Below are 25,441 nucleotides of genomic sequence, written 5' to 3' on the forward strand. Positions count from 1 at the left end.
AACCGCCATGGACGCTTTTAACTACCGTGACGGTGAGCTGTTCGCGGAAGGGGTTGCCCTGTCCGCCATCGCCGAACGCTTTGGCACACCGACCTACGTCTACTCCCGCGCCCACATCGAAGCCCAGTACCTGGCGTTCGCCGATGCGCTGGCCGGCATGCCGCACCTGGTCTGCTTCGCGGTCAAGGCCAACTCCAACCTGGGTGTCCTGAATGTCCTGGCGCGTCTGGGCGCCGGTTTTGACATCGTCTCCCGTGGCGAGCTGGAACGCGTTCTGGCCGCCGGCGGCAGCCCCGACAAGATCGTGTTCTCCGGTGTCGGCAAGACCCGTGACGACATGCGCCGCGCCCTGGAAGTCGGCGTGCACTGCTTCAACGTCGAATCCACCGACGAGCTGGAGCGCCTGCAAGTGGTCGCCGCCGAGCTGGGCGTTCGCGCCCCGATCTCGCTGCGCGTGAACCCGGACGTCGATGCTGGCACCCACCCGTACATTTCCACCGGTCTCAAAGAGAACAAGTTCGGCATCGCCATTGCCGACGCCGAAGACGTGTACATCCGCGCCGCGCAACTGCCGAACCTCGAAGTGGTCGGCGTCGATTGCCACATCGGTTCGCAACTGACCACCCTGCCGCCATTCATCGACGCCCTGGACCGCCTGCTGGGCCTGGTCGACCGCCTCGGCGATTGCGGCATTTACCTGCGCCACATCGATCTCGGTGGTGGTTTGGGCGTGCGTTATCGCGATGAAGAGCCGCCACTGGCTGCCGACTACATCAAAGCCGTGCGCGAGCGTCTCGACGGCCGCGACCTGGCGCTGGTGTTCGAACCGGGCCGCTTCATCGTCGCCAATGCCGGCGTGCTGCTGACCCAGGTCGAGTACCTCAAGCACACCGAACACAAAGATTTCGCCATCGTCGACGCGGCCATGAACGACCTGATCCGTCCGGCGCTGTATCAAGCCTGGATGGACGTCACCGCCGTGCGCCCCCGTCAAACCGCAGCACGTGCCTATGACATCGTCGGGCCGATCTGCGAGACCGGCGATTTCCTGGCCAAGGATCGTGAGCTGGCCCTGGAAGAAGGCGACCTGCTGGCCGTGCATTCGGCCGGTGCTTATGGGTTTGTCATGAGTTCCAACTACAACACCCGCGGCCGTGCCGCCGAAGTGTTGGTGGACGGTGATCAGGCAGTTGAAGTGCGTCGCCGTGAGACGGTAGCCGAGTTGTTTGCTGGCGAAAGCCTGCTGCCGGAGTAAAACCATGCTGCTGCGTTTTACCAAGATGCACGGCCTGGGCAATGACTTCATGGTCCTCGACCTGGTCAGCCAGCACGCGCACATCCTGCCCAAGCATGCCAAGCAATGGGGCGACCGGCACACCGGCATCGGTTTCGACCAGTTGCTGATCGTCGAAGCGCCGAGCAACCCTGACGTGGATTTCCGCTATCGGATCTTCAACTCCGACGGCTCCGAAGTGGAACAGTGCGGCAACGGTGCGCGCTGTTTCGCCCGTTTTGTGCTCGACAAGCGCCTGACCGCAAAACGGCAGATTCGCGTCGAAACCAAAAGTGGCATTATCGAGCTGGATATCCGCAGCGACGGCCAGATCAGCGTCGACATGGGCGCACCGCGCCTGGTGCCGGCCGACATACCGTTCGTTGCCGACAGTCAGGCGCTGAGCTACTCGCTCGACGTCGACGGCGCAGCCGTTGAACTGGCCGCCGTGTCGATGGGCAACCCGCATGCGGTGTTGCGCGTCACGGATATCAACAACGCACCGGTGCATGAACTGGGGCCGAAAATCGAACATCACCCGCGCTTTCCTGCGCGGGTCAATGTCGGTTTTCTCCAGGTCATCGACCGGAACCGCGCGCAGTTGCGCGTCTGGGAACGCGGTGCCGGGGAAACCCAGGCCTGCGGCACCGGCGCTTGTGCTGCTGCGGTGGCCGCGATCAGCCAGGGGTGGATGGATTCGCCGCTATTGATCGACCTGCCCGGCGGGCGTCTGTCCATTGAATGGGCAGGCCCAGGCCAACCGGTGTTGATGACCGGTCCGGCAGTCCGTGTTTACGAAGGACAAGTACGTCTTTGAGTGAGTCAAACCCATGACCGACAAGCCCCAGGTTCCCGCCCGACAGCCCGACGAATCCCCTTCCGAAAGCCTTGAGGCGGCGGCGATTGCCGCGTACCTGGAGGCTCATCCGGACTTCTTCGTCGAGCACGAAGAATTACTCCCGGCCATGCGCATTCCGCACCAGCGTGGCGACACCATCTCGCTGGTCGAGCGCCAGATGACCATCCTGCGCGATCGCAACATCGAATTGCGCCATCGCCTCTCGCACTTGATGGACGTGGCCCGCGACAACGACCGCCTGTTCGACAAGACACGCCGCCTGATTCTCGCTTTGATGGACGCCAGCAGCCTGGAAGACGTGGTGATCAGCGTCGAAGACAGCCTGCGCCAGGACTTTCAGGTGCCTTTTGTCAGCCTGATCCTGCTGGGTGACAACCCGATGCCGGTCGGCCGCTGGGTGACCCACGCCGATGCGCAAACCGCCATTGGTGGTTTGCTCTCGGAAGACAAAAGTGTCAGCGGCAGCCTGCGCGAGCATGAACTGGACTTCCTGTTCGGTGAAGAGCAGCGCAAGCAGATTGGCTCCACCGCCGTCGTCGCCATCAGCCATCAAGGCATCCACGGCGTGCTGGCCATCGCCAGCCGTGATCCGCAGCACTACAAAAGCTCGGTGGGCACGCTGTTCCTGAGCTACATCGCCGAAGTCATGGGCCGCGTGCTGCCACGGGTCAACAACTCCCTTCGCTCGGTACGCTGATCGTGGAACGGCAACTGGACGCTTACTGCGATCACTTGCGCAGTGAGCGGCAGGTGTCGCCCCACACGCTGTACGCCTATCGCCGCGACCTCGACAAGGTGCTTGGCTGGTGCGTCAAACAGAACATCGACAGCTGGGCCACCCTGGATATTCAGCGCTTGCGCAGCCTGATCGCTCGCTTGCATTCCCAGGGTCAATCGTCGCGCAGCCTTGCGCGCCTGCTCTCGGCCGTGCGCGGGCTCTATCACTATCTGAATCGCGAAGGCCTGTGCGATCACGATCCGGCCAACGGTCTGGCGCCGCCGAAAGGCGAACGACGGCTGCCGAAGACCCTCGACACTGACCGCGCCCTGCAACTGCTTGAAGGTGCGGTGGAGGATGATTTCCTGGCGCGCAGGGATCAGGCGATCCTGGAGTTGTTCTACTCCTCCGGCTTGCGCCTGTCGGAGCTGACAGGACTCAATCTCGATCAACTGGACCTGGCTGACGGCATGGTCCAGGTGCTCGGCAAAGGCAGCAAGACCCGACTGTTGCCGGTGGGTAAAAAGGCCCGCGAAGCACTGGAGTTGTGGTTGCCATTGCGCGCCATGACCAATCCGGCAGATGACGCGGTGTTTGTCAGCCAGCAAGGTCGGCGCCTCGGTCCTCGGGCCATTCAGGTGCGAGTCAAGGCCGCTGGCGAGCGCGAGCTGGGGCAGAACCTGCACCCGCACATGCTGCGACATTCTTTCGCCAGTCACTTACTGGAATCTTCGCAAGACCTGCGAGCCGTGCAGGAATTGCTCGGCCATTCGGACATCAAGACCACCCAGATCTACACCCACCTGGACTTCCAGCACCTGGCGACGGTCTACGACAGTGCCCATCCACGGGCCAAACGCATTAAGGGCGATGATTCATGACGATCCAATTGATCACCTTCGACCTCGACGACACCCTGTGGGACACCGCCCCGGTGATCGTCAGCGCCGAAGCCATCCTGCGTGAATGGCTGACCGAACATGCACCGAATCTGGGCGCGGTGCCGGTGGAGCATTTGTGGACGATTCGCGAGCGCATCCTGAGCAGCGAACCGGGACTCAAACATCGCATCAGCGCGTTGCGTCGGCGAGTACTGTTCCATGCGCTGGAAGAGGCCGGCTATGACCATGGCCAGGCGTCCGACCTGGCTGATCAGAGTTTTGAAGTGTTTCTGCATGCGCGGCACCAGCTCGAAGTATTCCCCGACGTGGAGCCGACTCTGGAGGTTCTGGCCAAACACTACGCGCTGGGCGTGGTCACCAACGGCAATGCCGATGTGCGCCGGTTGGGGCTGGCGGATTACTTCAAGTTTGCATTGTGCGCCGAAGACATCGGCATCGCCAAACCGGATGCGCGACTGTTTCATGAAGCGTTGCAGCGTGGCGGCGCGACCGCGCAAACGGCGGTGCATATTGGCGATCATCCGGGTGATGACATTGCCGGGGCGCAGCAGGCGGGGTTGCGGGCGATCTGGTTTAACCCGCAAGGCAAATTGTGGGAAGCGCAGAAGTCGCCGGATGCCGAGATTCGCAGCCTGACCGAATTGCCGGCGTTGCTGGCGCGGTGGAACGCCCAACACTGATCCTGAAAACACCACAAAACCCTGTGGGAGCGAGCCTGCTCGCGATGAGGACTTAACATTCAAAATAGATAGTGGCTGACACACCGCCATCGCGAGCAGGCTCGCTCCCACAAGGGATTGCATCGCCCCGAAAATTTTATCCCTCCCATGAAAAAAGCCCGCAGCGACGGCGGGCTTTTTCAGCAAGCAGGAAGCAAGCGCTTAGATAGGCCGGCTGCCGTACTTGTTGTCAGGCTTCTTGGGAGGATCGGCGACCACATTGGCCTCCACTTCCTGCACCTTGCCGCCCTTGGCCAGGAACTCTTCCATGGCTTTGGCCAGGGCATCGCGCTCCTTGTTTTTTGCTTCGACGCTCGGCAGCTCATCGACCGATACCGCAGCCTTGGCCTTGCCTTTGGCGGTCGGAACGGGCGCTTCCCCGCCGTCGTCTTCAACGACGTCGTCGGTCGCAGCTTCCAGGCCTTCCTCGGTTTCGTCGTCGCCTACTTCGAGGTCGTCGTTTTCCAGATCATCGTCGCTCATGTTCTACCTCATGACTTGCGAAAAGCAGATTAGTTATAGCCCAGCTTCACCGTCTGTCGACAGCCGCCGGAAAAATTCGATAACCACTGGTGACCAGCGGTTCATGCCTCTTCACCGTGCAAGGTGGCGAGGACTTTACGGGCACCGCCAAAATCACGGTGCTCGCCCAGATAAACGCCTTGCCAGGTCCCCAACGCCAGTCGGCCTGCCGAAACCGGCAAACTGAGCTGACAGCCAAGCACGCTGGCCTTGAAGTGCGCCGGGAGGTCGTCCAGGCCTTCGTCGTTATGCTCATAGCCGTCTGTTCCTTGTGGGATCAGACGATTGAAAAATCGTTCGAAGTCGCGACGTACCGCCGGATCGGCGTTCTCGTTGATGGTCAACGACGCCGAGGTATGCTGCAGCCACAAATGCAACAGACCGACCCGACACGCCTTGATTTCAGGCAGGCCGGCGAGTAACTCGTCCGTTACCAGATGAAAGCCCCGGGGCCTCGCCCGCAGGGTAATCAGAGTCTGTTGCCACATACAGTTCTCCGCACGTTCGGGGCGCATTCTAGCGCGCTCTGGGAAAAAACAAAGGCCCTAATATTCCTTCAATCATGTAAGCCATTGGCCGCAGAAAAACGCCCGTCGTAAACGCCCTTAAACGTGTACGAAAAAACCTTTCAGCAGGTCCTTCACTGACAAATCCCAGACAAAAAAATGCCCGGCAAGCCGGGCAAATTTTTATGCGCGTGCTTACAAGTTGTAGCCGCGTTCGTTGTGGAGTGCCAGATCGATACCGACGGCCTCTTCTTCTTCGGTGATACGCAGACCCATGACGGCGTCCAGCACCTTGAGAATGATGTAAGTGACGATCGCGGTGTAGATCACCGTGAAGCCCACGCCTTTGCACTGAATCCAGACTTGTGCGGCGATGTCGGTAACGGTGCCGAAGCCACCCAGCGACGGTGCAGCGAACACACCAGTCAGGATCGCGCCGAGGATACCGCCGATACCGTGCACACCGAAGGCGTCCAGGGAATCGTCATAGCCGAGCTTGCGTTTCAGGGTGGTGGCGCAGAAGAAGCACACCACGCCCGCTGCCAGGCCGATCACCAGCGCGCCCATCGGGCCCACGGTGCCAGCGGCTGGCGTGATGGCGACCAGACCGGCCACAACACCCGACGCGATACCCAGTGCGCTTGGTTTGCCGTGGGTGACCCACTCGGCGAACATCCAGCCCAGTGCGGCGGCGGCCGTTGCGATCTGAGTCACCAGCATCGCCATGCCGGCCGTGCCGTTGGCTGCTGCAGCGGAACCGGCGTTGAAGCCGAACCAGCCGACCCACAGCATCGCCGCGCCCATCAGGGTGTAACCGAGGTTATGCGGTGCCATCGGGGTGGTCGGGAAGCCTTTACGCTTGCCGAGCACGATGCACGCCACCAGACCAGCCACACCGGCGTTGATGTGCACCACGGTGCCGCCGGCGAAGTCCAGCACGCCCCAGTCCCACATCAGGCCGCCGTTGCCGGACCAGACCATGTGCGCGATCGGTGCATACACCAGGGTGAACCAGATGCCCATGAAGATCAGCATCGCGGAGAATTTCATCCGCTCGGCGAAGGCACCGACGATCAGCGCCGGGGTAATGATGGCGAAAGTCATCTGGAAGGTGATGAACACCGCCTCAGGGAACAGCGCCGCAGGACCGGTCAGGCTGGCTGGCGTGACACCGGCGAGGAAAGCCTTGCCCATGCCGCCGAAGAACGAGTTGAAATTGACGACGCCCTGTTCCATGCCGGTGGTATCGAACGCGATGCTGTAGCCATAAATGACCCACAGAATGCTGATCAGACCGGTAATGGCGAAGCACTGCATCATCACGGAAAGAATGTTTTTGGAACGAACCATGCCGCCGTAGAACAGCGCGAGGCCGGGAATGGTCATGAACAGCACGAGGGCTGTCGAGGTCAGCATCCAGGCGGTATCGCCGGAATTGAGGACTGGGGCCGCCACTTCGTCTGCCGCCAAAGCAAGGCTGGGCATTACGAGGGACAACAGGGCTCCTAGCCCTGCGAATTTACGCAGAGTCATATTGTTTTCTCCTGGGGCGTTGGGTTTGTGGCGGCTTAGATTGCGTCGGTATCGGTTTCGCCGGTACGGATGCGAATCGCCTGTTCCAGATTGACCACGAAGATCTTGCCGTCACCGATCTTGCCGGTGTTGGCCGCCTTGGTTATCGCCTCGATAACCCGGTCCAGATCCTTGTCGTCAATGGCGACATCGATCTTCACCTTAGGCAGGAAATCGACCACGTATTCCGCGCCGCGATACAGCTCGGTGTGACCCTTCTGCCGACCGAAGCCTTTGACTTCAGTAACGGTAATGCCCTGCACGCCGATCTCGGACAACGACTCGCGCACGTCGTCCAACTTGAACGGCTTGATGATGGCAGTGACTAGCTTCATGAAAACTCTCTCCCGAATTGGTGGACTTGCCCCAGGAAAACAAACCCGACTCAAGTCTAAGCGCAGTGCCTGGCTTTGTAACGCATCGTCGGCCTTACCTGCCCGTCCGACGCCAGCTAACCGCTCCGCACGAAACACTTCCCCGTTCCGCTTGGCGCACTGCATTCGTCACAGCGACTGCATCAGTGCATGGGTTACTACCGACTAAGCAGAAAGCTTGCCATCTCGCCAAAAACCCCTGATATCAAGCGCTTGCCTGCCACGGTGGCTTGCTGCGCGCGATTGCACGACGCGTAACGCACAACAACAGTGCGGTGCCGTCCGTCCGCATGCGCGAAAAGCGTGCATCCCTGCGGTCGGGATTGACTATAGACACTGCGTGATACACTGCCCGCCATTGTTTTCAGGACATTTCCCATGCTCGCGCCCAAAGACTTCCTCGACGCCCTGACCGGCACCGCCTCCCGCCTCTTCAGCGGCGACACCCCACTGCCGAAAAGCGAAATCGAAAGCCAGTTCAAGGCGTTGTTGCAGAGCGGCTTCAGCAAACTGGATCTGGTGAGCCGGGAAGAGTTCGATAGCCAGATGGTCGTGCTGGCACGCACCCGGGCACGGCTGGAAAGCCTCGAAGCGAAGGTTGCGGAGCTGGAAGCGAAGCTGAGTCCGCCTGCCGAATAACCCTGCTGACAACGCAGCCCCCTGTGGGAGCGAGCCTGCTCGCGATTAGAGTCACCTCGGTCTACAAGCCTTCCCACACTGGCCAGACCAACCCTGTAGGACCTGTCAAAGGCTGCAATCTTCTGATCTGCCGCCCCGCCACCATCTCGGCAACGTCCTACAAAGATCACCACCGCCGTCCGATAGCGCCGTGAAGCCCAGGCTCCTAAGCTCATTCTCAGCTGAATATTCAGCACTGGGTTTGGCGACCTGGAAGCTTAAGGCGTACGACGACCATCTCTCGAGTCATGGCGGCTGTGCGTGGGAGACCTTCGGGTCTGCCGGGTTCCTTTTGCTCCGGTTCGCCAACCCGCGTACAGCTGCCACCCAATTGTTTGGCGACGATTGACGGCAGCCTCTTTAGCAAAAGGAGCTGTATTAATGAGTTGCGATAACGCTTATCTAGTCCCTCACGTCTTCACCCGCCACAAACTCCACCTCCACGCGCTTTTGATCGAAAACCAGCCGTGGTTCAGCGCCCGAGACCTGGGCCGTCTGCTTCGCCTTTACCTCGACGAACGCGCCGTCCGAAAACTCGATCCCGATCAACATCAATCCGCGCGAGTCGTCATTCACGGCATCCTCGAAAACACCCTGCTGATCAGCGAATCCGGCGTCTACGCCCTACTCGTCTACCACTACTGCCCCGAATACCGAGGCCTGCGTGAATGGCTGACCCACGACGTAGTGCCAGCCCTCAGAGATGCCCAACAACCGACGTCAACCGAACGCCCGATTCTGAGTCTGTTGAACTGGCCGGAGATGTCGCTGAGTTTGCTGCACTGGAATAACCAGCCGTGGATCCGGTTGCAGGATGTTCCGCTGATGATGACGGAGCGGGAGCAGGCAAGACACCCGGTGGGATCGTGGTGGAAGCGAGCTTCACGAGTATTGCAGTCGCTTTGAGTTTCCGACTACTTGCATCGGCCATCAAACATGCATAACTTCAACGCACGCGAGTGTATCCACTGAGAGTACGCAGGCCTTGGCCTCACCAAAGCCTGCAATCGAAAAACCGTCTCCTCAAGACGGTTTTTTTTCGCCCGCGATTCAGACCAAACCATTCGCAACATCCTGCGAAAATTTGGCGCCTGCGCCGCCACGCTAAATCACCACCTCCCGACTACCCTTCAAAAACCCGCAGGAAGCGGCCCCCGTAAAGCTCAAGGAACGACCATGTCCCTCTCCATCGTCCACAGCCGCGCCCAGATTGGCGTGGATGCGCCCGCCGTCACCGTCGAAGTTCATCTGGCTAACGGTTTGCCATCACTGACCATGGTCGGTCTGCCCGAAGCAGCAGTGAAGGAAAGCAAGGATCGAGTACGTAGCGCGATCATCAATTCAGGCCTGCAGTTTCCGGCACGGCGCATCACGTTGAATCTGGCGCCTGCGGATTTGCCCAAGGACGGCGGGCGGTTCGATCTGGCGATTGCCTTGGGGATTCTGTCGGCCAGCGTGCAGGTGCCGACGTTGACGCTGGACGATGTGGAATGCCTGGGGGAGTTGGCACTGTCCGGCGCGGTGCGTGCGGTGAGAGGTGTGTTGCCGGCGGCACTGGCGGCGCGCAAGGCTGGACGCTCGTTGATGGTGCCTCGGGCGAATGCCGAGGAAGCCTGCCTGGCGTCGGGGCTGAAAGTCATTGCGGTGGATCATTTGCTGGAGGCGGTCGCGCATTTCAACGGTCACACACCCGTCGAGCCTTACGTCTCCAACGGTCTGCTCTACGCCAGCAAACCCTACCCCGACTTGAATGAAGTGCAAGGCCAACTCTCAGCCAAGCGCGCTTTGCTGATTGCAGCGGCCGGGGCTCATAACCTGCTGTTCAGCGGCCCGCCGGGGACCGGGAAAACGCTGTTGGCAAGTCGGTTGCCGGGGCTGTTGCCGCCATTGGCGGAAAACGAGGCGCTGGAGGTCGCAGCCATTCAATCAGTCACCAGTTGCGTCCCTTTAAGTCACTGGCCACAGCGACCGTTCCGCCAGCCCCATCACTCAGCCTCCGGGCCGGCGCTGGTGGGCGGTGGTTCGAAACCACAACCCGGCGAGATCACCCTCGCCCACCATGGCGTACTGTTTCTCGACGAACTGCCGGAGTTTGATCGCAAGGTGCTGGAGGTTTTGAGAGAACCGCTGGAATCCGGGCATATCGTGATTTCCCGGGCGAAGGATCGCGTGCGGTTTCCCGCACGCTTTCAATTGGTGGCCGCGATGAATCCGTGCCCCTGTGGATATCTCGGCGAGCCGAGTGGTCGCTGTTCCTGCACGCCTGACATGGTTCAACGCTACCGCAACAAACTCTCCGGGCCGCTGCTGGATCGGATCGATCTGCACTTGACGGTCGCCCGTGAGGCCACGGCTTTGAATCCCGCAATCAAACCCGGTGACGACACCCTGACCGCCGCCGTTCTGGTTGCCGACGCAAGGGAGCGGCAACACAAACGCCAGGGTTGCGCCAACGCGTTCCTTGATCTGCCGGGCTTGCGCATGCATTGCAAGTTATCCACAACCGACGAAACCTGGCTGGAAACAGCGTGTGAACGGCTGACCTTGTCGCTGAGGTCAGCCCATCGATTGCTCAAGGTTGCGCGCACCCTGGCGGATCTTGAACACGTCGATCGCATCACCCGTGAACATCTGGCTGAAGCGTTGCAGTACCGGCCAACCACCCACTGAAGCTCTACTCTTTGGTGAGATCCACTAACGGCGCCTGCCTCACCTCAGTCTCCCGACCACCCTGAATCTCGGTGACCCGCTTCAGCGCGTTATCCACAGCGCTCTTGTCCGCCAGCAAGCTGTAGTTGATCCGGAATTGCCTGTGTTCTTTTGGCGCAATTGTCGGCACTAAACCGAGTGGCCGCTGATACCGACGGTTGTAGGAAAAACTTGTCCCTGGCTCCAGCCCGGTGACGTAGCCCTGGCCTTGGGTATCGGTGTTTTTCCACAGGGAAAACACGGGCAGCGTTTGTGTGTTGAAACCGACCGAAACGCCCAGGCTGCCCGCCTTGTTATGCAGTACCGTCAGCGTATCGCCCTTGGCGTCGGCATACGGCACGACGTTGTACACCGTCTCGTCGTAATCCTTGGTTGGCGCGCGATAGGTCTGCCAGTCCGGCAGTTCCGCTTTCGCTTTGTCGTTGAACGGCGACACTTGTTTCACCGGCGCGGCGAAGCGGGCGCCCTGCTCGAGAAACGGGGTGCTGAAGTTACTGTGGTACAGCGCCTGGTATTCCTTCGGGTAGTCGCCGTTGTTGGTCAGGGTGTCATTGAGGCTGAAGCTCGCACTGCCAGGTTCGGTGACCAGTTCGGTCGCGACAGAGAAGTCGACTTTCTTGAACGCCTGCTCTTTCAACTCGCCGCGCAGGCTGATGGCGTACGGCGGTTTTTCGTCAATGTGCAGGGTGACTTTGCTGGCCGGGATGTTGGCAGCGCGACCATGCAGGGTCAGTAATTCGCCGTTGTCCATGCCGGGGTGGCCGACCCACTCGTAGCCGCAGCGGGTGACCAGCTCGTTGAAGCCTTCCAGCCAGCCCAATCCACCACGACCGTTGAGTTCGATGAAGGATGGATTGACCACTTCCTTGACCGGCGAATCCCAGCCCATGCGCACATTACCGACCGAGGCCTGCAGGACGTTCATCCCGCGGGTCGGCACCACTGAAAGCTTCATCGTGCCGTTATCGATGTCGACAATGCTGACCCCCTCCTGCCGCCCACCGTGCAGAGTTCGCAGGGTGACGGAAAAGGGTTTGTCGGTTTTCACCCCGAGTTGCTGGCTGGTGATTTGCCAGTTCTGGGCAGCCTTGTCGGTGTCGAGAAGGACGTAATCCCAGGCCATCGCATGGGACGCGGCAGAGAACGCACTGAGGGCGACGATGAGTTTGAGCGGAGTCATGGCGGGAGCCTTTATTGGAGTTGTGCCATTTTTATAGACTTGCTGAAACGTTTCATCAAGTTAAAAAGTGCAGACAAAGCCAAGAAGACCGCTTTGAGATAAATGATTCGCGAATGTGCGGCAAATCGAAAAGGGGGTCGATCCTTTCGCGAGCAAGCCCACACATTAGGTCGCAGGTGAACACAGCATTTGTGAACACCTGAGGTCAACTGTGGGAACCTGCTCGCGAAGGCTATTTCAAAGGCGCCTCAACGAAACCGGTCAACCTCTTGGCGCAAATCTGCCGCCAGCTTCTCAAGTTCCTTGGCAGTCACCGCCAGGTTCGACACCACTTCCCGCTGCTCGCTGTTCGCCAACGCAATGCTTTGCAGGTTGCTGCTGAGCAATGTCGCGGTGCTGCTCTGCTCCTGGGTCGCCGTGGTGATCGCCGCGAACTGCTGGCCAGCCGAGCGACTTTGCTCATCGATTCGCGCCAGGGCCGACGCGACGTTGGCGTTGCGCGACAGGCCTTCCTGCATCAGCACGTTGCCCTGTTCCATGGTGCTGATAGCGTTGCCGGTTTCCTGCTGGATGCTTTGGATCATCCCGGAAATCTCATCGGTGGCCTGGCGAGTACGCGATGCCAGGTTGCGCACCTCGTCAGCCACCACTGCAAATCCACGCCCCTGTTCACCGGCACGCGCCGCTTCGATGGCGGCGTTGAGCGCCAGCAAGTTGGTTTGCTCGGCAATCGAAGTGATCACCCCGACAATCCCGCCGATTTCCTGAGAGCGCTGACCCAGGGTGTTGATCACCGTGGCGGTGCTGTTCAGTGCGCCGGCAATTTGCTCCAGGGACGAGGACGCTTCATCCATCGATGTACGCCCAATCTGGGTTTGTTGTGCGTTTTCCTGAGCCAGACGTTGAGTGCTGCCCATGTTGTCGGCGATGTTCAGCGAGGTGGCGCTGAATTCTTCCACGGCGCCGGCCATGCTGGTGATTTCGCCCGACTGCTGTTCCATGCCTTCATAAGCGCCACCCGACAGACCCGACAGCGCCTGGGCACGACTGTTGACCTCTTGCGAGGCCTTGCGAATGTGCTCGACCATTGTCGACAGCGCCTGGCTCATCTGGTTGAAGGCGCGGGCCAGTTGACCGATTTCGTCGTTGCTCGACACGTTCAAGCGCACGCTCAGATCACCGGCGCCCAAAGCTTCGGCCTGACGCACCAGATCACCCAGCGGTGCGAGCTTACTGCGCAGCAACCAGACAGCCGAGCCCACGGCGATCAACATCGCCAGCAGACTGCCAATCGCCAATTGAATGCCCACGGCCCAGGTCACAGCACGGATTTCACTTTTCGGCATGCTCGCCACGACCGACCACGGCCCGCCTTCAAAGGGCACGGCAATGCTGTAGAAGTCTTCGGACGTGTCGCTCCAGAACTCACCTTTACCCGGCGTCTTGGCCAGGCTGTTGATCGACTTGACCGCTTGCTCCGGTGCTTGCACACCCGCGATTGGCACCAGCCATTTGTTCTGCTCATCGAGCAGCGCCAAAGAGCCGGTCTGCCCGATGCGGAATCGCGTGAGGTTGGCGAACTGCGCGTTCTGAGCGTCGGTGTAATCGAATCCTACGTACAACACGGCAATGACCTTACCGCTGCTGTCGCGCACGGGGGTGTACTGCGACATGTAGAAGCGTTCGAACAGCAACGCCCGACCTACATAATTCTGCCCCGCCAGCAAACGTGCATAAGCCGGGTTCGCGTGATCGAGCAAGGTGCCGATGGCGCGGCTGCCGTCCTGTTTAGTGACGTTCGTACTGACTCGAATGAATTCATCACCGCTGCGCACGAACACGGTCGCAACGCCCGCGGTCATTTGCTTGAACTCGTCCACTTCCTTGAAGTTGTTATTCAGCACTTCGCTGCCCAGGTGCAGGCCCGGGGTCTGCGTGCCCGCCACGGCCACCGGCTCGTCCGGGTGCACGCTCAGGCCTGCGCTGAAGCGCTTCTCGAACAGGCCGGCCAGGCGCTGGGTACTTTCACGCAACGTACCGTGAAACGTACTCAGCTGGTCGGCCAGCAAGCGGGCTTCGCTGGCCAGGTGCTCTTCGCGGGTAGCGAGGTTGGCAGAGTCCAGCGAGCGCAAGGCAAACACGGTGCTGCCGCTGATGACAATCGCCAGAATAACGGCGAGCGCAAGACCAAGCTGTGAGGCAATCCGGGCACGAGGTTGAGACATGACAGCTCCTGGCCAAGTGACCGGATCGTCATTGATCGGCTGCTCGGCAAATTTTCTAATAATGGGAATTGCATCGAACCTGCACGAAGGTTCCATCTGCAGATTTTCGGCGGCAAACCTGAATACTTGAGTAATAAGCGAGGATATGGCTCAAAGCCTCTATCTCGCCGGCTCTAACGATTCAGCTCAGGTGCTCGACATCCGGCAGTTTCATCGCCTGGGCTTCGCCTTGGAGGAAATCGCTGAGACGGCGCAAACGTTCACCTCCGGGACGTGTTTTCGGCCAGACGAGGTAATAATGCTCACCGCTGGCGACGGCAGTCGGCCACGGCAAACTCAGACGGCCCTGCGCCACATCCTCCGCCACCATCAAAAGATCGCCCATCGACACGCCATAACCCCGGGCGGCGGCAATCATCCCCAGCTCAAGCGTATCGAACACCTGCCCGCCCTTGAGCGACACCTGTTCGGTCAGCCCCATGCGCTCCAGCCAGTTGCGCCAGTCACGCCGGTCAGGCGTCGGGTGCAGCAGTTCGGCATTGGCCAGGCGTTCGACATCCCAAGGTTGATCTTTCAGAAGATTCGGCGCGCCCACCGGAATCAGCTCCTCGGGGAACAGGAAACTCGCCTCCCAGTCCGGTGGAAAATGCCCGTTGCTGAGGATCACGGCACAGTCGAACGGCTCGTGGTTGAAGTCCACCGAGTCGACGTCCATCCAGGCGCTGGTCAGTTGCACCTCGTTGCCCGGTTGCAGATGGCGGAAACGGCTGAGCCGCGCCAGCAGCCAGCGCATGGTCAGGGTGGATGGGGCTTTCATGCGCAGGATGTCATCTTCGGCGCGCAAGGTATTGCAGGCGCGTTCGAGTGCCGTGAAGCCTTCGCGGATGCCCGGCAGGATCAGCCGCGCCGACTCGGTCAGTTGCAGATTGCGACCGCTGCGGTGAAACAGCCGACAGGCAAAGTGCTCTTCGAGCGTACGAATGTGTCGACTGACCGCACTCTGCGTAATCGACAACTCTTCGGCCGCACGGGTAAACGAGCTATGCCGCGCCGCCGCTTCGAATGCACGAAGGGCATACAAGGGAGGAAGACGACGAGACATGCGGAAAGCTCCTATAGCGCAATGGCGTCAACTTATCAGAATCTCCGCAGGATGAGTTTTAATCATGCCATCCATCCTTTTTATCCCTTTGTGCAAACCCCGCAGAGCGCCGAGAATCGACGCTTTCCCTGTTCTCTTTGAGCGTCGAGCGTGATGACCATGCAGCATCCAGCGCGTATTGAACTCTGGGCCATCCTGCGGCTGGCGGGGCCGTTGATTGCCTCGCAGTTGGCGCATATGTTGATGGTCCTCACTGACACCTTGATGATGGCGCGGCTGAGCCCCGAAGCACTGGCTGGCGGCGGACTCGGCGCGGCGACTTATTCGTTTGTGTCGATTTTTTGCATCGGCGTGATCGCGGCGGTCGGCACCCTGGTGGCGATCCGTCAGGGCGCGGGCGATATCGTCGGGGCGGCGCGACTGACCCAGGCCGGCCTGTGGCTGGCGTGGTTGATGGCGTTGGTCGCCGGTTTGCTGCTGTGGAATCTCAAACCGGTGCTGCTGATGTTCGGCCAGACTGAAACCAACGTTCAGGCAGCCGGGCAATTCCTGTTGATCCTGCCGTTCGCCCTGCCCGGCTACCTGAGTTTCATGGCCCTGCGCGGTTTCACCAGCGCCATCGGCCGGGCGACGCCGGTGATGGTCATCAGCCTCGGCGGCACGGTGGCCAACTTCGTGCTCAATTATGCGTTGATCACCGGGATGTTCGGCCTGCCGAAAATGGGCCTGGTGGGCATAGGTCTGGTCACGGCGATTGTGGCCAACCTGATGGCCGTGGCGTTGGCGCTGCATATTCGGCGGCACCCGGCGTACGACGCGTATCCCTTGCGCCAGGGTCTTTCGCGGCCAAACCGGCAGTACTTGAAAGAGCTGTGGCGTCTCGGCCTGCCGATTGGTGGCACTTACGCGGTGGAAGTCGGGCTGTTTGCCTTCGCGGCGCTGTGCATGGGCACCATGGGCAGTACGCAACTGGGCGCGCATCAAATCGCGCTGCAGATCGTCTCGGTGGCGTTCATGATTCCGGCGGGGCTTTCCTATGCGATCACCATGCGCATCGGCCAGCATTACGGCGCCGGGCAGCTGTTGGACGCGCGACTGGCCGGACGGGTCGGGATCGCGTTCGGCGCGGCCGCAATGCTCGGCTTCGCGATGGTCTTCTGGCTGCTACCCAATCAGTTGATTGGCCTGTTCCTGGACCACAACGACCCGGCCTTCCGTCCCGTCATCGAACTGGCTGTGAGCCTGCTGGCGGTGGCGGCGTGGTTCGAGCTGTTTGACGGTACGCAAACCATCGCCATGGGCTGCATACGTGGGCTCAAGGACGCCAAGACCACGTTCCTGGTCGGGCTGGGTTGCTATTGGTTGATTGGCGCGCCTGCCGCCTGGTGGATGGCCTTCCATTTGAACTGGGGACCGACGGGCGTCTGGTGGGGGTTGGCGCTGGGCCTGTTGTGCGCGGCGGTGAGCCTGACGCTGGCGTTTGAGTGGAAGATGAAGCGGATGATTCGGCGGGAGCCAACACCTCAGGAAGGCTTCCGGATGGCTCAACCTGACTGAAATCCGCTGTGGGAGCTTTTGTCGCGAGGGCGCTTGCTCCCTCGCCACAAAAGCTGCGTGTTAAACCACGCCTTCCAGCGCCGGCTGCTGATTGCTGCCGAAACTCAAGTAATCCACCAGCTCCGCCAACGGCAACGGCTTGCTGATCAGATACCCTTGCACCTGATCACAGCCAAACCCGCGCAACAGGTCCAGCTGCTCCGGCGTTTCCACGCCCTCGGCAACCACTTCAAGATTGAGGTTGTGCGCCAGATTGATCATGGCGTGGACCAGTTTGCGATTCTCTTCGCGCCCCTCCATCCCACCGACAAAACTCTTGTCGACCTTCAGCAAGGCAATCGGCAGGCTGTTGAGGTGCACGAACGACGAGAAGCCGGTGCCAAAGTCGTCGAGCGAGAACCGCACGCCCAGACGCCCGAGGGCATCCATGGTCTGCTTCACCAGATCGCTGCGACGCATGACCGCCGTTTCGGTCAGTTCGAATTCCAGCCATTGCGCCTCGACGCCGCGCTCGGCAATCAGCCGGCTCAGGGTCGAAAGCAACTGGCTGTCCTGAAATTGCCGGAACGACAAGTTGATCGCCATGTGCAACGCCGGCAGACCCAGCTCGCGCAGCGCCTGCATGTCGCGCAGCGCGCGGGAAATCACCCAGTAACCGAGCGGCACGATCAAACCGCTTTGCTCGGCCAGAGGCACGAATTCGCTCGGCGGCAGCAAGCCACGTTCAGCGTGACGCCAGCGCACCAGAGCTTCGAGGCCGACAATCTGGCCGTCTTCGAGGTTCAAGCGTGGCTGGTAATGCAGTTCCAGCTCATCGCGACGCAACGCCCGACGCAGCTCGCTTTCGAGGTCGGCCATGCTGCGGGCATTGCGATTGATGCGTTCGTTGAAGATGTGAAAGGTGCAGCCTTGAGTGCTCTTGGCCTGCTGCATGGCGATGTGCGCGTGCCACATCAACGGATCGGCGCCGGCCTGGGCGCGGGCGTGGGCGATGCCCAGACTGGAACCGATCAACAGGCTTTCGCCGTCGACCCAATAGGGCTCTGCCAGTGCCTCGGTGATTCGTTCGGCCATCCACTCGGCGCGTTGCGGCGCGCGGCGGGTGTCGATCAGCAGGGCGAACTCATCGCTGCCCAGCCGCGCCAGTTGATCGCTCGCCTCGAGCTGGCTTTTCAGCCGCGCGACCACTTGCAGAATCAACCGGTCGCCAGCCTGATGGCCGAGGGCGTCGTTGGCGTGGCGGAAGTTGTCGAGGTCGAGGTGACCTAAGGCCAGCCCGCGGCCTTCGTTTTCTGCCAGTCGCGCGGCCAGCAGGGTCTGGAAACCCTGGCGGTTGGCGATGCCGGTCAGCGGGTCCTGTTCGGCGAGGCGCTGCAGGGTGTTTTCCAGCACGCCGCGCTCGCGCACATGGCGCAGGCAACGGCGCAGCATGCCGGGGTCGAGATGCTCGCGCACCAACCAGTCGCTCACGCCATCGGGCGGCAACAGCGGCTCGTGCTCGAGCAGCAACACCGTCGGCAAATTGCAACGGCCCGGCGCCGGCTGAAGGGCCGGGATCGTCAACAACACCGCGCTGCGGTTGTCATCGAACAGAGTGCTGACCGATTCCCAGCTTGGAGCGCTGATGAGCACGGCCGAGCTCCCCATCGGAGCCAGACACTCGCGCAACAACGCTGCCCACGCTGGCTCTTCGGCCAGTAGCAGCAAACGCAAGGGTTCGACAGGCGTAGACAAGCTAGCTCCCTAGACTCTGCAATGATGTAGGCGGCGGGCATTATGCCGTGCCGATAACCAATGACCAAATGACATCAGTTATCAAACGATACCTTTGTATCCGGAATTACGAACATTAGACGCAAATTCACCGCGCATCCTGCGTGAAAGTAACAAAACCGGCAAATATAGATAGCGTGTTGCGTCACAAGTCGGAGAGAGCAGCACAATTCGCTGAGCCTGTTAAAATGCCGGCCCATTTCGTACTGACTCCTGAATTTACGTATGTCCCGACTCAATCCCCGGCAGCAAGAAGCCGTGAGCTACGTCGGCGGCCCTCTTTTGGTGCTCGCCGGCGCGGGCTCCGGCAAGACCAGCGTGATCACGCGCAAGATCGCGCACTTGATCCAGAACTGTGGCATCCGCGCCCAGTACATCGTCGCCATGACCTTTACCAACAAGGCCGCGCGCGAAATGAAGGAACGGGTCGGCACCCTGCTCAAGGGCGGCGAAGGCCGTGGCCTGACCGTGTGCACCTTCCATAACCTGGGCCTGAACATCATCCGCAAGGAACACGTGCGGCTGGGCTACAAACCGGGCTTCTCGATTTTCGACGAGACCGACGTCAAAGCCCTGATGACCGACATCATGCAGAAGGAATACGCGGGCGACGACGGCGTCGACGAGATCAAGAACATGATCGGCTCGTGGAAAAACGACCTGATCCTGCCGGCCGAAGCCCTGGAAAACGCACGCAACCCCAAGGAGCAGACCGCCGCCATCGTCTACACCCACTATCAGCGCACGCTCAAGGCGTTCAACGCGGTGGACTTCGACGACCTGATCCTGCTGCCGGTGAAACTGTTCCAGGAACACGCCGACATCCTCGAAAAGTGGCAAAACAAGGTTCGCTACCTGCTGGTGGACGAATACCAGGACACCAACGCCAGCCAGTATTTGCTGGTGAAATTGCTGATCGGCACGCGCAACCAGTTCACCGTGGTGGGCGACGACGACCAGTCGATCTATGCCTGGCGCGGCGCCCGCCCGGAAAACCTGATGCTGCTCAAGGACGATTACCCGTCCCTGAAAGTGGTGATGCTGGAGCAGAACTACCGCTCCACCAGCCGCATCCTGCGTTGCGCCAACGTGCTGATCTCGAACAACCCGCACGAATTCGAAAAGCAGTTGTGGAGCGAGATGGGCCACGGCGACGAGATCCGCGTGATCCGCTGCCGCAACGAAGACGCCGAAGCCGAACGCGTGGCCGTGGAACTGCTGACCCTGCACTTGCGTACCGACCGGCCCTACAGCGATTTCGCGATTCTGTATCGCGGTAACTACCAGGCCAAGCTGATCGAGCTGAAGCTACAGCATCACCAGATTCCGTATCGGTTGTCGGGCGGCAACAGCTTTTTCGGACGTCAGGAAGTGAAAGACCTGATGGCCTACTTCCGCCTGATCGTGAACCCGGATGACGACAACGCCTTCCTGCGGGTGATCAACGTCCCACGCCGGGAGATCGGTTCGACCACCCTGGAAAAGCTCGGCAACTACGCCACCGAAAGAAAAATCTCGATGTACGCCGCCACCGACGAAATCGGCCTGGGCGAGCATCTGGACACGCGTTTCACCGATCGCCTGTCGCGCTTCAAGCGTTTCATGGACAAGGTCCGCGAGCAGTGCGCCGGCGAAGACCCGATCTCGGCGCTGCGCAGCATGGTCATGGACATCGACTACGAGAACTGGCTGCGCACCAACAGCTCCAGCGACAAGGCCGCCGACTACCGCATGGGTAACGTCTGGTTCCTGATCGAGGCGTTGAAAAACACCCTGGAGAAAGACGAAGAAGGTGAGATGACCGTCGAGGACGCCATCGGCAAACTCGTCCTGCGCGACATGCTGGAACGTCAGCAGGAAGAGGAAGACGGCGCCGAAGGCGTGCAGATGATGACCTTGCATGCCTCCAAGGGTCTGGAATTCCCTTACGTGTTCATCATGGGCATGGAAGAGGAAATCCTCCCGCACCGCTCCAGCATCGAAGCCGACACCATCGAAGAAGAACGTCGGCTGGCCTACGTTGGCATTACCCGCGCGCGCCAGACGCTGGCCTTCACCTTCGCCGCCAAGCGCAAGCAATACGGCGAAATCATCGACTGCGCACCGAGCCGTTTCCTTGATGAATTGCCGCCGGACGACCTGGCTTGGGAAGGCACCGATGACACGCCGGTTGAAGTCAAAGCCGTTCGCGGCAACACCGCATTGGCGGATATACGGGCGATGTTAAAGCGCTAGAATTGAGCACTTTTCAACCAAACACTTTTTGACAAGCTAGGCGCACACAGCGCCAGTAGAGGAACGCTTCATGGAAGCACTGCACCAGAAAATTCGCGAACAAGGCATCGTGCTTTCCGATCAGGTCCTGAAGGTCGACGCCTTTTTGAACCACCAGATCGACCCGGCGCTGATGAAGCTGATCGGCGACGAGTTCGCTGCGCTGTTCAAGGACTCGGGCATCACCAAGATCGTCACCATCGAAGCTTCGGGCATTGCCCCGGCGATCATGACCGGCCTGAACCTGGGCGTACCGGTGATTTTCGCCCGCAAGCATCAGTCCCTGACCCTGACCGAAAACCTGCTGTCGGCGACCGTTTACTCGTTCACCAAGCAGACCGAAAGCACAGTGGCGATCTCCCCGCGCCACCTGACCAGCAGCGATCGCGTGTTGATCATCGATGACTTCCTGGCCAACGGTAAGGCGTCCCAGGCGCTGATCTCGATCATCAAACAGGCCGGCGCGACCGTGGCGGGCTTGGGGATCGTGATTGAGAAGTCGTTCCAGGGTGGGCGTGCGGAACTGGATGCGCAGGGTTATCGGGTTGAGTCGCTTGCTCGCGTTCAGTCGCTGGCGGGCGGTGTCGTGACCTTCATCGAATAACCCGCTACACCGCATTTCCCCTGTGGGAGATTCTATGTTTGGGGGGAACACCCAAACATAGAATTTGGCTTGTATTCGGTTTGGTTTTTCATCAGGGCAAACATCACTCTGGCCAGCTTGCGTGCCAGGATAACCAAGGCCTGAGTGCCTTTTAGACCTCTGGCCAGATAGCGTTCGTAGTACGGCTTCCAGGTCGGCGAACGGCTGGCAGCCATAGCGCTATTGTGAAACAAGCGCCGGAACTCCGAGTCCCCTCGTTTAGAGAGTCGGCGCTTTTGATCCTTTTGTCCTGACTGCCTCACACGCGGATCCATGCCGAGGAAGGCGACGTACTCGTCGCTGTTGGCAAATTCCCCACGCATAAAAGCAGTGGCCGCTGCGGTGGCCGTCAGGAGCCCTACGCCCTCGATGGCCTGGCAACGCTTCACCTGATCATCAATCCCACCTTCCTCAGCAATTTCCTTGAGCGTTTTCTGAATCATCTTTTCGAACTGGGCAATGGCGGCCAGAAGCTGGTTGAAGTGCTCTTTCAGCAAGGATTCGTTTTTCCAGCTCTGCTTGAGTGCAACACAGGCCCGGACCAACTGAGCCCGACGGCGAAGCAGGCTTTTCATTTGTGTGTAAGCCTTCGGTGGCGGATTCCAGATCCTCAATCTGTCGGATTCGCGGCTCAAGTAACGGGCCAGCAGCTCGGCATCCAACGTATCTGTTTTCGCCCTCATGCCTATTCCATCGCGGTATTTGTTGAGGCGACTGCCATCGATGACGTAAACGTCATGGCCCATTTCATGGGCCATTTCCGTTGTATCAAGGTGATAGATATTGGTCGCTTCTAGCGCGATAGCGCTGTGCGCTGGCAGCGTCTTGAGCCATTGCTTCAAGGTTGATCGCTTGTTCGCGATATTTAGGGTCTTTTCCAGGTCGGATCGATAGATAACGATCTCGTCCTTCGCCACATCCACACCGACGACCACCTGCGAATCCAGGATTGTCATGGCACACCCTCCGAGCTAGGGTTTAGATACTTGACGGGGTTCACCGTTGCGCTGGCTTGTTTCTATCGTCGGTCCGAGCCGATGCATTCCTTATCGGCGCATTAGGTGAAGGGGTGGGACGAAGTCTCCCACGGTCTGTACTGGTCAGAGTCAGATGACGAGCTTTAGTCCCACCCACCCCTTCAAGTCTAAACATACAAGCGAGCTTGCTCGCGATGAGGCCATAAAGCCCAACAGCAATGTTGGCTAGCAGGCTCGCTCCCGCGGCGATTGAGTGGTTACTCGGGCAATTAGATTTCAAGCCTTTGGAAGATCCATTCGATAACCCGCCCCCGGCGCCCCTTCATGCATCGCTGCCTGAATGTCCGCATACAAGGCATTCGCCTCAGCGGTAGTGATTGATCGCGAACAATCACGCAGCACCACTCGCAGGAGTACATTCTCCTGGCCCGGTAGCAGCCCTAGGCGCTTGATTGCTTGTGCGGGTAAATCCGAGAACGCCCAGCGTCCCTTGACCTGCATCTCCTCGATCCAGTCAGAGCAGTCACCAGCCGCCTGCAACATCCTCTCGGTCAGCACCTCTTCGCTTAGCCCCGGCGTAATCGCCAACGAGATGTCACGAGCAATCGACGGCAAACGCGATACTGCCGTCCATGGCTTCAGATCATGCATCTGCGCCTGCACTCGCACGTTCTGATCGCGTAGCAAGCGAATATCCGGGATGCCCTTGCGCAGCATTGTCAGGCGATCCAGCCCCATCCCCAGCGCCAGCCCCCCATGACGCAGCGGGTCTATTTTCAAGCGCTCCAACAAAGATCTCGCAATACGACCGCACTCCAACACTTCAACTGGAGCACAGTCATTCAACACATTTACTTCAATTCCGCCCTCCGTGTAGTGATGCGGACTATTGCTGTAGACCCAAGGTTTATCGGGAACGGCGGACTTGAGAATATCGCTGACCAGGCGCAACAGATGTTCATGCGTCGACATATCCGGATCACCCAGCACCCAAATATCCATTTGATGCGGTTCTGCGCAATGCCAACGATCCCGACTATCGCGACGGAAAGTAATACCCGGTGCGGCCAGCAAAATAGTCTGCCCCGGTTGCCGCACTTGCGCCGCTCGCTGAAGCGCTGCCGGAATCTGACTGGTGGTTTGCGTTCGCAACAGCGAGCACTCATCGACCCAACGGGTGTGTTCACTCCCGAGCGTGACTTCTGTCGGATCATAGCCGAGCAAACCGTAATTTTCTTCAGCAGACACAATACGCGGCCCAGTCTGTAACTGTGCTTTAGGCCAGCCTTTTTCAGCGAGTCCTTGCAGGACTTCATGCAGCAGCAGCCGGACGGCGTGATTGGGATTGTTTGTTTCGGTTAGATCAACTAGCAATAAGGCCTGATGGACAGACGTATCTGACAGATATTTCTTTGATGCGCGCACTATATAATCCTCTATCTACAGTTAATATCGAGCCAGAAAACGAAGCCCATAAATAAAGCTAACTACACAAACTCATCCACAACAACATAAAAAATTAAAATATCAAACTTTCAGAATAAGACTACAGATGCGCCCCACACAAATAACCGCATCACATCCTCCGAGAGTCGTGACAGATGAATATATTCTAAAAAATGCCTAGCAAGACACTTAACGCACCCAAAAAATCCTGTATTAATTAGTCCACTCCCAAGCAGCTCGGGGAGCAAACTAAAAATTGAAAAAGGATGATCATATGAAAAATGAAAAAGTCGTCAAAGAAAAGCTTAACCGGATCACTTCTGGCCCGGATAATTTTGGGTGGGCACCGTTGGCCTGGGCTCACACTGAGTAAATGATACCAATGCGCGGTAAGTGTTCTTTCCGCGCATTGGAAAAACCAGGAGAATTTTATGTCACCAACGAATATGATATCGACACTCTTCGGCCGTGAAGAATTATTAATTATTTCGGACTCAAATGACTTCCTCAGAGAGTGTGCGTTGCAAGGATTCAACACAGCCAATATTTTTGAGCTAAAGAAACTACCAAGAAACAGTATTGTTTTTTCTTTTAGCAATGACGCCGCAAAAATGACGTTTGACCTAGCAAAAAATACAGAAAGCAAAAGAAGCGTTTTCTGCGCAACTCAAGTGTTCGAACCCACTGTAGCTACTGCGCTTTATAGCCTTAAGCTTTTGCTGAGTAGCAATTTTGAACATGCCTTATGCACACAGCGATCTGTGTTAAACATGCTCAATTCACATGATTTCTTTTTTCTTTCTGGTAACGACGCCGACGCGCAGGTCTCCATTTTTCCGCACGCCCAGCCTTACGCACTACTTGCCGAAGACGTGTCTCACGATTTTGTTCAGTCCGTAGCAGAATTTTTCGAAGTTCATTACGCACACATGAACCCACAAGAGCCCTGCCCATTTTCTTTTACCGGAACATTAAAAATCGCGGGTATATTGACAGTGCTCAGAAAACCTAACCCGACCCTACCAGAGGGCCTAAAAACTTCACTTAATTGGCTGAGCAATCGAATTTCGAAAGAAGGTGCAGTGTTATCAATTAAAGACAACACCATCATCTCACTAAAAATAAAAAATGAAGAGCAAATAAAGCTTTTAGATCTTGCGGCTGGTGCTCGAGGACTTAAGCTGACGGAGTTTGCCATCGGGGTAAACGAGGCTATCTCATCGAATATCGATTACAAAACAAACTCACAAATGAATGAAGGCATCAGTGGAGTTCACTTAGCTATTGGTGATGGGTCTTCCGGTTATCACATAGACTTCCTTAGTCCATCTGTGAACGTAAGCCCAATACACTAGCTAATTAAGTGGTATCCCACGAAAGTAAAAATACCTGTTCTATTCCTCCTGTCTCAAAAATGTGGCTGGCGGCGTCG

The 25,441-nt window shown here is 58.8% G+C and carries 22 protein-coding genes; 12 read left to right on the top strand and 10 right to left on the bottom strand.

Translation table 11 applies throughout. The features are described from left to right. Positions 1–7 precede the first annotated feature (7 nt). Genes lysA through B723_RS03845 form a run of 5 tightly spaced genes read left to right on the top strand, consistent with a single transcriptional unit; the run spans position 8 to position 4,432 of the window. Positions 8–1,255 (top strand): diaminopimelate decarboxylase, encoded by a 1,248-nt coding sequence (gene lysA / locus B723_RS03825; protein ID WP_017341441.1) that lies wholly within the window; start codon positions 8–10, stop codon positions 1,253–1,255. Positions 1,256–1,259: 4 nt separating this feature from the next. Continuing rightward, positions 1,260–2,090, top strand: a complete 831-nt coding sequence (dapF, locus tag B723_RS03830; protein ID WP_017341442.1) for a diaminopimelate epimerase — start codon at positions 1,260–1,262, stop codon at positions 2,088–2,090. Between the two features lie 13 nt (positions 2,091–2,103). After that, entirely contained in the window at positions 2,104–2,829 is a 726-nt protein-coding gene (locus B723_RS03835) for a DUF484 family protein (protein ID WP_017341443.1), read from the top strand. 2 nt (positions 2,830–2,831) lie between these two features. Further along, the gene (xerC, locus tag B723_RS03840; RefSeq protein WP_017341444.1) at positions 2,832–3,731 is read left to right on the top strand and encodes a tyrosine recombinase XerC; all 900 of its coding nucleotides are present in this window, start codon (positions 2,832–2,834) and stop codon (positions 3,729–3,731) included. Next, the gene (locus B723_RS03845) at positions 3,728–4,432 is read left to right on the top strand and encodes an HAD family hydrolase (RefSeq protein ID WP_017341445.1); all 705 of its coding nucleotides are present in this window, start codon (positions 3,728–3,730) and stop codon (positions 4,430–4,432) included. The genes xerC and B723_RS03845 overlap by 4 nt, the downstream gene beginning before the upstream one ends. Before the next feature lie 201 nt (positions 4,433–4,633). Here the strand turns inward: B723_RS03845 and sutA are convergent, their stop codons facing one another. The 4 genes from sutA to glnK all read right to left on the bottom strand — a co-directional run bounded on the left by sutA (position 4,634) and on the right by glnK (position 7,406). After that, positions 4,634–4,954, bottom strand: a complete 321-nt coding sequence (gene sutA / locus B723_RS03850; protein ID WP_017341446.1) for a transcriptional regulator SutA — start codon at positions 4,952–4,954, stop codon at positions 4,634–4,636. Positions 4,955–5,055: 101 nt separating this feature from the next. Beyond that, on the bottom strand, positions 5,056–5,481 hold the full coding sequence (locus B723_RS03855) for a secondary thiamine-phosphate synthase enzyme YjbQ (RefSeq protein ID WP_017341447.1): 426 nt from the start codon (positions 5,479–5,481) through the stop codon (positions 5,056–5,058). A 213-nt stretch (positions 5,482–5,694) separates the two neighbouring features. Continuing rightward, entirely contained in the window at positions 5,695–7,032 is a 1,338-nt protein-coding gene (locus B723_RS03860) for an ammonium transporter (RefSeq protein ID WP_017341448.1), read from the bottom strand. Positions 7,033–7,067: 35 nt separating this feature from the next. After that, on the bottom strand, positions 7,068–7,406 hold the full coding sequence (gene glnK / locus B723_RS03865) for a P-II family nitrogen regulator (RefSeq protein WP_002555808.1): 339 nt from the start codon (positions 7,404–7,406) through the stop codon (positions 7,068–7,070). A gap of 417 nt (positions 7,407–7,823) precedes the next feature. Here glnK and B723_RS03870 point away from each other — a divergent pair, with 417 nt between their 5' ends. The 3 genes from B723_RS03870 (at position 7,824) to B723_RS03880 (ending at position 10,793) form a co-directional block, all read left to right on the top strand. Further along, complete coding sequence (locus tag B723_RS03870; protein ID WP_017341449.1) at positions 7,824–8,084, top strand: accessory factor UbiK family protein; 261 nt, start codon at positions 7,824–7,826, stop codon at positions 8,082–8,084. A 420-nt stretch (positions 8,085–8,504) separates the two neighbouring features. Next, positions 8,505–9,029 carry a BRO-N domain-containing protein gene (locus B723_RS03875; protein ID WP_017341450.1) on the top strand — a complete coding sequence of 175 codons (525 nt, stop codon included), beginning with the start codon at positions 8,505–8,507 and terminating at the stop codon, positions 9,027–9,029. A gap of 270 nt (positions 9,030–9,299) precedes the next feature. After that, on the top strand, positions 9,300–10,793 hold the full coding sequence (locus B723_RS03880; protein ID WP_017341451.1) for a YifB family Mg chelatase-like AAA ATPase: 1,494 nt from the start codon (positions 9,300–9,302) through the stop codon (positions 10,791–10,793). A 4-nt stretch (positions 10,794–10,797) separates the two neighbouring features. Here B723_RS03880 and B723_RS03885 read toward each other — a convergent pair whose 3' ends face one another. The 3 genes from B723_RS03885 to B723_RS03895 all read right to left on the bottom strand — a co-directional run bounded on the left by B723_RS03885 (position 10,798) and on the right by B723_RS03895 (position 15,339). Beyond that, positions 10,798–12,012 (bottom strand): aldose 1-epimerase family protein, encoded by a 1,215-nt coding sequence (locus tag B723_RS03885; protein WP_017341452.1) that lies wholly within the window; start codon positions 12,010–12,012, stop codon positions 10,798–10,800. 248 nt (positions 12,013–12,260) lie between these two features. After that, positions 12,261–14,237, bottom strand: coding sequence for a methyl-accepting chemotaxis protein (locus tag B723_RS03890; protein ID WP_017341453.1), 1,977 nt, complete (start codon positions 14,235–14,237; stop codon positions 12,261–12,263). 181 nt (positions 14,238–14,418) lie between these two features. Then, the gene (locus B723_RS03895) at positions 14,419–15,339 is read right to left on the bottom strand and encodes a LysR substrate-binding domain-containing protein (protein WP_017341454.1); all 921 of its coding nucleotides are present in this window, start codon (positions 15,337–15,339) and stop codon (positions 14,419–14,421) included. 159 nt (positions 15,340–15,498) lie between these two features. Here B723_RS03895 and B723_RS03900 point away from each other — a divergent pair, with 159 nt between their 5' ends. Beyond that, positions 15,499–16,896 carry a NorM family multidrug efflux MATE transporter gene (locus B723_RS03900; RefSeq protein ID WP_033037660.1) on the top strand — a complete coding sequence of 466 codons (1,398 nt, stop codon included), beginning with the start codon at positions 15,499–15,501 and terminating at the stop codon, positions 16,894–16,896. A 60-nt stretch (positions 16,897–16,956) separates the two neighbouring features. Here the strand turns inward: B723_RS03900 and B723_RS03905 are convergent, their stop codons facing one another. Next, positions 16,957–18,630: a putative bifunctional diguanylate cyclase/phosphodiesterase gene (locus B723_RS03905; protein WP_017341456.1), complete on the bottom strand. Its 1,674-nt coding sequence runs from the start codon at positions 18,628–18,630 to the stop codon at positions 16,957–16,959. Positions 18,631–18,894: 264 nt separating this feature from the next. On the opposite strand from B723_RS03905, the gene rep reads away from it, so the two are divergent. Then, the gene (rep, locus tag B723_RS03910; RefSeq protein WP_017341457.1) at positions 18,895–20,904 is read left to right on the top strand and encodes a DNA helicase Rep; all 2,010 of its coding nucleotides are present in this window, start codon (positions 18,895–18,897) and stop codon (positions 20,902–20,904) included. A gap of 70 nt (positions 20,905–20,974) precedes the next feature. Further along, on the top strand, positions 20,975–21,547 hold the full coding sequence (locus B723_RS03915; protein ID WP_010465159.1) for a xanthine phosphoribosyltransferase: 573 nt from the start codon (positions 20,975–20,977) through the stop codon (positions 21,545–21,547). A gap of 32 nt (positions 21,548–21,579) precedes the next feature. On the opposite strand, the gene B723_RS03920 is transcribed toward B723_RS03915, so the two are convergent. Then, positions 21,580–22,542, bottom strand: coding sequence for an IS110 family transposase (locus tag B723_RS03920; protein WP_017341458.1), 963 nt, complete (start codon positions 22,540–22,542; stop codon positions 21,580–21,582). A 297-nt stretch (positions 22,543–22,839) separates the two neighbouring features. After that, on the bottom strand, positions 22,840–23,988 hold the full coding sequence (locus B723_RS03925) for a hypothetical protein (RefSeq protein ID WP_017341459.1): 1,149 nt from the start codon (positions 23,986–23,988) through the stop codon (positions 22,840–22,842). Positions 23,989–24,440: 452 nt separating this feature from the next. Here B723_RS03925 and B723_RS03930 point away from each other — a divergent pair, with 452 nt between their 5' ends. After that, positions 24,441–25,364, top strand: a complete 924-nt coding sequence (locus B723_RS03930; protein WP_017341461.1) for a hypothetical protein — start codon at positions 24,441–24,443, stop codon at positions 25,362–25,364. Positions 25,365–25,441 lie beyond the last annotated feature (77 nt).

The sequence above is a fragment of the Pseudomonas fluorescens NCIMB 11764 genome, from assembly GCF_000293885.2.
GTDB classification, from domain to species: Bacteria; Pseudomonadota; Gammaproteobacteria; order Pseudomonadales; family Pseudomonadaceae; genus Aquipseudomonas; species Aquipseudomonas fluorescens_B.

What these genes read in the sequence shown, in the direction of transcription:
- B723_RS03835 (WP_017341443.1), top strand. Translation starts at nt 2,104, where the DNA reads ATGACCGACAAGCCCCAGGTTCCCGCCCGACAGCCCGACGAATCCCCT.
- lysA (WP_017341441.1), top strand. Translation starts at nt 8, where the DNA reads ATGGACGCTTTTAACTACCGTGACGGTGAGCTGTTCGCGGAAGGGGTT.
- B723_RS03885 (WP_017341452.1), bottom strand. Translation starts at nt 12,012, where the DNA reads ATGACTCCGCTCAAACTCATCGTCGCCCTCAGTGCGTTCTCTGCCGCG.
- B723_RS03900 (WP_033037660.1), top strand. Translation starts at nt 15,499, where the DNA reads ATGCAGCATCCAGCGCGTATTGAACTCTGGGCCATCCTGCGGCTGGCG.
- sutA (WP_017341446.1), bottom strand. Translation starts at nt 4,954, where the DNA reads ATGAGCGACGATGATCTGGAAAACGACGACCTCGAAGTAGGCGACGAC.
- B723_RS03920 (WP_017341458.1), bottom strand. Translation starts at nt 22,542, where the DNA reads ATGACAATCCTGGATTCGCAGGTGGTCGTCGGTGTGGATGTGGCGAAG.
- B723_RS03880 (WP_017341451.1), top strand. Translation starts at nt 9,300, where the DNA reads ATGTCCCTCTCCATCGTCCACAGCCGCGCCCAGATTGGCGTGGATGCG.
- B723_RS03915 (WP_010465159.1), top strand. Translation starts at nt 20,975, where the DNA reads ATGGAAGCACTGCACCAGAAAATTCGCGAACAAGGCATCGTGCTTTCC.
- glnK (WP_002555808.1), bottom strand. Translation starts at nt 7,406, where the DNA reads ATGAAGCTAGTCACTGCCATCATCAAGCCGTTCAAGTTGGACGACGTG.
- rep (WP_017341457.1), top strand. Translation starts at nt 18,895, where the DNA reads ATGTCCCGACTCAATCCCCGGCAGCAAGAAGCCGTGAGCTACGTCGGC.
- B723_RS03895 (WP_017341454.1), bottom strand. Translation starts at nt 15,339, where the DNA reads ATGTCTCGTCGTCTTCCTCCCTTGTATGCCCTTCGTGCATTCGAAGCG.
- dapF (WP_017341442.1), top strand. Translation starts at nt 1,260, where the DNA reads ATGCTGCTGCGTTTTACCAAGATGCACGGCCTGGGCAATGACTTCATG.
- B723_RS03855 (WP_017341447.1), bottom strand. Translation starts at nt 5,481, where the DNA reads ATGTGGCAACAGACTCTGATTACCCTGCGGGCGAGGCCCCGGGGCTTT.
- B723_RS03860 (WP_017341448.1), bottom strand. Translation starts at nt 7,032, where the DNA reads ATGACTCTGCGTAAATTCGCAGGGCTAGGAGCCCTGTTGTCCCTCGTA.
- B723_RS03875 (WP_017341450.1), top strand. Translation starts at nt 8,505, where the DNA reads ATGAGTTGCGATAACGCTTATCTAGTCCCTCACGTCTTCACCCGCCAC.
- B723_RS03870 (WP_017341449.1), top strand. Translation starts at nt 7,824, where the DNA reads ATGCTCGCGCCCAAAGACTTCCTCGACGCCCTGACCGGCACCGCCTCC.
- B723_RS03845 (WP_017341445.1), top strand. Translation starts at nt 3,728, where the DNA reads ATGACGATCCAATTGATCACCTTCGACCTCGACGACACCCTGTGGGAC.
- B723_RS03930 (WP_017341461.1), top strand. Translation starts at nt 24,441, where the DNA reads ATGTCACCAACGAATATGATATCGACACTCTTCGGCCGTGAAGAATTA.
- B723_RS03890 (WP_017341453.1), bottom strand. Translation starts at nt 14,237, where the DNA reads ATGTCTCAACCTCGTGCCCGGATTGCCTCACAGCTTGGTCTTGCGCTC.